Annotated in this window: 4 protein-coding genes; 1 reads left to right on the forward strand and 3 read right to left on the reverse strand. The window is 75.3% G+C overall.

All coding sequences use genetic code 11. The features are described from left to right. The coding region (locus AA75_RS52710; protein ID WP_063794489.1) for an ABC transporter ATP-binding protein at positions 1–682 on the reverse strand (682 nt) is incomplete at its 3' end. A 91-nt stretch (positions 683–773) separates the two neighbouring features. On the opposite strand from AA75_RS52710, the gene AA75_RS33350 reads away from it, so the two are divergent. Further along, positions 774–1,568 (forward strand): alpha/beta fold hydrolase, encoded by a 795-nt coding sequence (locus AA75_RS33350; RefSeq protein WP_033824090.1) that lies wholly within the window; start codon positions 774–776, stop codon positions 1,566–1,568. Positions 1,569–1,652: 84 nt separating this feature from the next. Here the strand turns inward: AA75_RS33350 and AA75_RS33355 are convergent, their stop codons facing one another. Next, positions 1,653–2,582 carry a cellulose-binding protein gene (locus tag AA75_RS33355; protein ID WP_033824091.1) on the reverse strand — a complete coding sequence of 310 codons (930 nt, stop codon included), beginning with the start codon at positions 2,580–2,582 and terminating at the stop codon, positions 1,653–1,655. A 108-nt stretch (positions 2,583–2,690) separates the two neighbouring features. After that, a partial coding sequence (locus AA75_RS33360) for a hypothetical protein (protein ID WP_051813931.1) occupies positions 2,691–5,765 on the reverse strand: 3,075 nt, incomplete at its 5' end.

The following is a 5,765-nucleotide window of genomic DNA, read 5'->3' on the forward strand; positions in this document are numbered from 1 at the left end:
GGGTGCGGATCCGGGCGGCGGAGCGGGCGTTCTGCTTGATGAACTCGGCCATCGACAGGTCGGCCAGCAGCCTGCCCTTGCCGATCACCACCAGGTGGTCGGCGGTCAGTGCCATCTCGCTCATCAGGTGCGAGGAGACGAAGACCGTCCGGCCCTCGGAGGCCAGGCCCTTCATCAGGTTGCGGATCCACAGGATGCCCTCGGGGTCGAGCCCGTTGACCGGCTCGTCGAACATCAGGATCTCGGGGTCGCCGAGCAGCGCGGAGGCGATGCCCAGGCGCTGGCCCATGCCGAGCGAGAAGCCCTTGGCGCGCTTCTTGGCCACCGGGGTGAGCCCGACCAGGGCCAGCACCTCGTCCACCCGGGAGCGCGGGATCCGGTTGCTCTGCGCCAGCCACAGCAGGTGGTCGTAGGCGGAGCGGCCGGGGTGGACGGCCTTGGCCTCCAGCAGCGCGCCGATCTTCTTCAGCGGCTCGGACAGCTGCCCGTAGCCCTTGCCGTCGATGCTGACCCGGCCGCTGGTCGGACGGTCCAGGTCGAGGATCATGCGCATGGTGGTGGACTTGCCGGCACCGTTGGGTCCGAGGAAGCCGGTCACCACGCCCTGGGGCACCTGAAAGCTGAGCCCGTCCACGGCCAGCTTGTTGCCGTATCGTTTCGTCAGTTGATGCAGTTCGATCATGTCGCTCCCTCACTCTCCGTCAGATTATGGCAAAGCGGGTATTGAGGCGCGCTGGCTGCGGGAGGTCGGTGGCCCGCAATACGGTGGCACCATGACCCTCCCCACTGCACCCGCCGGCCACGCGCGCGCCACCGGCACCCCGCTCGTCCTGCTGCACGCCTTCCCGTTCTCCGCCCGGATGTGGGCCGCCCAGCTGGAGCGGCTCGCCGGTGCGGCGGGGGAGCTGGCCCGGGTGTTCGCCCCCGACCAGCGCGGCTTCGGGGCGGCTCCGCTCGGTGACGACGCCCCCTCGCTCGACCTGGTCGCCGACGACGTCGCCCGGCTGCTGGACGAGGCCGAGGTGGACCGCGCGGTGGTGGGCGGGCTGTCGATGGGCGGGTACGTCGCGATGGCCTTCGCCCGGCGCCACCCCGACCGGCTGTGCGGCCTGCTGCTCGCCGACACCAAGGCCGCCCCCGACACCGAACAGGCCCGTACCAACCGCGAGCGGATCGCCGCGGCCGTGCTGGCCCGGGACAGCGTACAACTGCTGGCGGAGGAGAAGGTGGCCGAGAGCCTGCTCGGTCCCGCGGCCGGTCCCGACCTGCTCGCCGAGGTCCGCGTGATGATCGCCGAGGCCTCCCCGCAGGCCGTCGCCTGGGCCCAGCGCGCGATGGCCGCCCGCGGCGACTCGCTGGAGGTGCTGGCGGCCGTCGACGTGCCGGCCGCAGTCATCGTCGGCGAGGCCGACGCCGTGACCCCGCTGGCCGAGGCGCGGATGATGGCCGAGGCGATGGCCGACGCCGAACTGACCGTCATCCCCGCGGTCGGCCACCTCAGCTCGCTGGAGGCACCCGAGACCTTCGATGCCGCGGTGCGCGCCCTGCTGCGACGGGTGCACGCCTGACCTGCGCCGGACAGCACGGTGGGCCCGTACCGTAATCGGTACGGGCCCACCGGGCACCGCGTCAGCGTCGGACCGCGCCAGGGATCAGCGGGACTGCTGGGCCGGCACGCCGAGGGCGTCGTCGGCCGGCAGGGTGGCGGCGGCCACGGCCGCGCCGGTCAGCGTGGCGAGCATCTCGCGCACGTTGGTGAGCTGGGCGTTGATCGAGTCACGACGGTTGGTGAGCGCCGCCAGCTCGCGCTCGGACTCGCTGCGGACCCGGTCGGCCTTGGCGTTGGCGTCGGCGACGATGTCCTCGGCCTGGCGCTGCGCGGTCTCCACGGTCTGGCGGGCGCGGCGCTCGGCGTCGGTGCGCAGCTTCTCCGCCTCAAGGCGGAGCTGCTCGGCCCGGTGCTCGATCTCGGCCAGCCGCTTCTCGGCCTTGGCCTGACGGGCCGCCAGGTCGCGCTCGGACTGCTCGCGGCGCTTGGCCAGGTTGGTCTCGAACTCCAGCGCGGCCTGGGCGGCCTTGGTGCGGGTCTCCTCGAAGAGGGCGTCCGCCTCCTCGCGCTTGTTCTGGGCGTCCTTGTTGGCCTCGGCGCGCAGCTGGGCGCTGTCGCTCTTGGCCTTGTCGACGATCCGCAGACCCTCGTCCTCGGCCTTGGCCTTGCGGTCCTTGGCGTAGTTCTCCGCCTCGGAACGGACCTGCTGGGCGGCCGCCTCGGCCAGCTCGCGGTGCTGCTCGGCGGCGCGGTGCGCCTCCTCGCGCAGGTCCTTGGCCTCCTCCTCGGCGAGCCGGAGGATCTTCTCCACCCGGGCGCCGAGACCGGCGTAGGACGGCTCCGCGTCGGCGACCTGCGCCTGGGCGCTCTGGGTCTCCAGGTGGAGCTCCTCGATGCGCTTCTCCAGCGCACCGATCCGGGCCAGCGCGCTGTCGCGATCGGCTACCAGCTTGGCGATCCGCTCGTCGACCTGGGCGCGCTCGTACCCACGGCGTACCAGGTCGAAGCCGTGCGGGGAGTGACTGTCGCTCATGGGATTTCTGGGCTTCCTGTCGTCGAACCGCTGAGGTGGTTGAGGGAATCCTGACACGTTACCGGAGTGTCATCGGCGAAATGCCGATGCTTCGCGGACAATGTCCGCTCAATCGGGTGGCGCCCCTCCGGAGCGATTGCCACCCGATCGGGGGGCACCGACTCCGGCGCCGGCCTTCGACGCCCCCTCACGAGCGACGGGCCCGGTACCTGCTCCGCGACCGCCGCCCTTACCGCTTCCCCCGCTTGCCTGGGCCACCGGTGACGGAGCCTCGAACGCCTCCAGTGCCGACAGCACGTCCTGGACCCGGGAGATCTCGGTGTTGATGTCCTTGCGCCGCCGGACCAGCTCGTCCAACTCCCGCTGACCCTCGTCGGTCACGCGCTCCGCCTCGGCCTTCGCCTCGGCGAGCACCCGCTCGGCCTCCTCCTCGGCCTGCCGCAGCTGCGCGTCGGCGTTCTCGTCGACCCGGCGCAGCCGCTTCTCGGCCTCGTCGGCGGCGGCCTCGATCCGCTGCTCCGCGTCCTCCTCGGCGGACTTCAGCTTCGCCTCGGCCTTCACGATCAGCGCCTCGGCCCGCGAGGTGGAGTCCGCCAGCTTCAGCTCGGCCTCCTTCAGCAGGCCCTCCGCCTTGCGGACGGCCGAGATCCGGACCTTGCCGGCCTCCGCGGAGGCCTCCGAGGTCAGCTCGGCGGCCCGCTTCTCGGCGGCCTCGACCAGCTCGGCGGCCCGCTCCTCGGCCTCGGCGACGGCGGCGACCGCCTGCTCCTCGGCCTCGGTCAGCTGCTCCTGGGCGGCCGTCACCAGTGCGTCCACCCGCTCGCCGGCCGACTTCATGGCCTGCGCGTTCTCCTTGCGGGCCCGCGCGTGCAGCGCCTCGATCTCGGCGTCCGTGCGCTCGCGCAGCTCCTCGGCGCGCTCGCGGATCGCGGTGGAGTCCCGGCGGGCCTCGGAGAGCAGCGCATCGGCGTCCGCCCTGGCCTTCTCGACCTCGGCCTGCCCGGCCGCCTCCCCGGCCGCGACCAGCCGCTCGGCCTCCTTGCGGGCCGCCGCCACCATCGCGTCGGCCTGCTCCTCGGCCGCGGCGGTGGTCGCCAGCGCGGTGGTCTGGGCGTCCTCGCCGAGCTGTTCGGCGTCGGCGAAGGCGCGCTCCAGCACGGACTTGGCCTGGTCCCGGGTGGCCTTGTCGAACTGCTCGGCCGCCTCCCGGGTGTCCCGGTCGTACTCCTCGGCGCGGGCCCGCGTGGAGCTGTCGAAGTCCTCCGCCAGCGTGCGGGTGGCCAGCGCGTACTCCTCCGCCTCGGCGCGCAGCGCCGCCGCGAACTCCTCCGCCTCGGCCAGCGCGGCCGCGGCCCGCTCCTCGGCCTCGGCGACGGCCCTGCGGGCCTGCTCCTCGGCGTCCGCCCGGCACTGCCCGGCGAAGTCCAGCGCGGACTGCCGCTCGGCCTCGGCCTCGGCGCGCAGCTCGGTGTCGTAGGCCTGCGCTCCGGTCCGCAGCTTGGTGTCGTACGCCTGTGCCTCGGCCCGCTCGCGGGCGATGGCGACGGCCGCGCGCTCCCGGTCCTCGGCCAGTTCGGCGGCGGTGGACTCGCGCAGCTCGGCGGCCTCGCGCTCGGCGGCGGACCTCAGCTCGGCGATCTGCTGGGACGCGGACTCGTGCAGCCCGGCCACCGACTGACGGACCTCGGAGGCCTCGTCCTCGGCCGCCGCGAGCAGCTCGGCGGCTTGCCGGGTGGCGGCCGCGGTCAGCTCCTCGGCCTCGGCGGCGGCGAGTTCACGCTGCTCGTCGGCGTCCCGGCGCAGCTCGGCCGCGCTCTCCCGGGCCTGCTCCAGCTCCCGGGTGCCCTCGGCGCGCAGCTGCTCGGCGGCGGCCCCGGCCTCGGCGCGGGCCGCCTGTGCGGCGCTCTCGGCCTCGGCCAGTTGCTCGGTGGCGGCGGCCTCGGCGGCGGCCAGCTCCCGCTCGGCGCGCTCGCGCAGCTCGGCGGCGTCCCGCTCGGCGGCGGCCCGCGCCTCGGCGGTCTCGGCGGCGGTGCGCTCGCGCAGCTCCGCGGTCTCGGCGGCGGTGCGCTCGCGCAGCTCGTCCGTCTCCGCGACGGTCCGCTCGCGCAGTTCGGCGGCCTCGGTCTCGGCGCTCTCCCGGTCGGCCTTGGCGGCGGCCAGCAGCTCGCTCGTCTCGGTCTGCTCGCGGAGCAGGCCGGCGGCGGCCTCCTCGCGCTCGCGGCGGCTCTCCTCGCGCAGCGCCTGCGCGGCGGCCTCGGCCTCGGCGAGCTCCTCGCGGGCCCGGTTCCCGGTCTCGGTGCGGTGGCTCTCGGCCCAGGTGCGGGCCTCTTCGCGGGTGTCCTCGGCGGCGGCCTGGGCCTCCGCGCGCAGCTCGGTGTCGTACGCCTGGGCCTGGGCCTGCAGCGACTCGGCGGCGGCCAGCGCCTCGGCCCGCACCCGCTGGTCGAACTCGGCTGCCTCGCGCCGCAGTTCGGCGGTCTCCCGCTCGGCGGCGGCCCGGTTCTCGGCGGCGGCGGCCTTCGCGGCGGCCAGCGCCTCCTGGTGCTGCTGGGCGGCGGTGGCGGCGAGCTTCTCGGCCTCGGACCGGGCCCGGCCGAGCGTCTGCTCCGCGCGGGCCTGGGTCTCGGCGGCCTGCTCGGCGGCCTGCGCGCGCTGGCGCTCGACCTCGGCGGTCGCCCCGGCGCGCAGCTCGTCGGCGTCGGCCTTGGCCCGGGTCAGCAACTCCTCGGCGGTCTTGGCCGACTCCTCGACCTGCACCACGGCCTGGCGGCGGGCCTCGGCGCGGATCCGCTCGGCCTGGGCCTCGGCCTCGGCGCGCAGTTCCTCGGCCTCGGCGCGCAGCCGGGCGGCCTCCTCGTGCATCCGCTCCATCTGCTCGCGGACGGCGGCGGCGTCGTCCAGCGCGGCGTTCTGAGCCTGCTCGACGACGGCCTCGGCCTGCTCGCGCAGCCGCTGGGCCTCGGCGGCGGCCTCCGCGCGGACCCGCTCGGCCTCGGCGGCGGCCTCCGCGCGGGAGGCCTCGGTGTCCCGGGCGGCGCGGCCCAGGATGTCCTCGGCCTGCTTGGCGGCCTTGGCGAGCCGGACGGCGGCGTCCTTCGCGCCCTCGGCGCGGCCGCTCTCCTCGGCCTCGGCGCGCAGCTGCCCGGCGGCGGCCTCGGCCTCGGCGCGCAGGGCCGCGATCTC

This window comes from Kitasatospora sp. MBT63, from assembly GCF_000710465.2.
In the GTDB taxonomy this organism is placed as follows: Bacteria; Actinomycetota; Actinomycetes; order Streptomycetales; family Streptomycetaceae; genus Kitasatospora.

Bases quoted from the DNA above. Each gene is read 5' to 3' on its own strand.
- AA75_RS33355 (WP_033824091.1), bottom strand. From the start codon at position 2,582: ATGAGCGACAGTCACTCCCCGCACGGCTTCGACCTGGTACGCCGTGGG.
- AA75_RS33350 (WP_033824090.1), top strand. From the start codon at position 774: ATGACCCTCCCCACTGCACCCGCCGGCCACGCGCGCGCCACCGGCACC.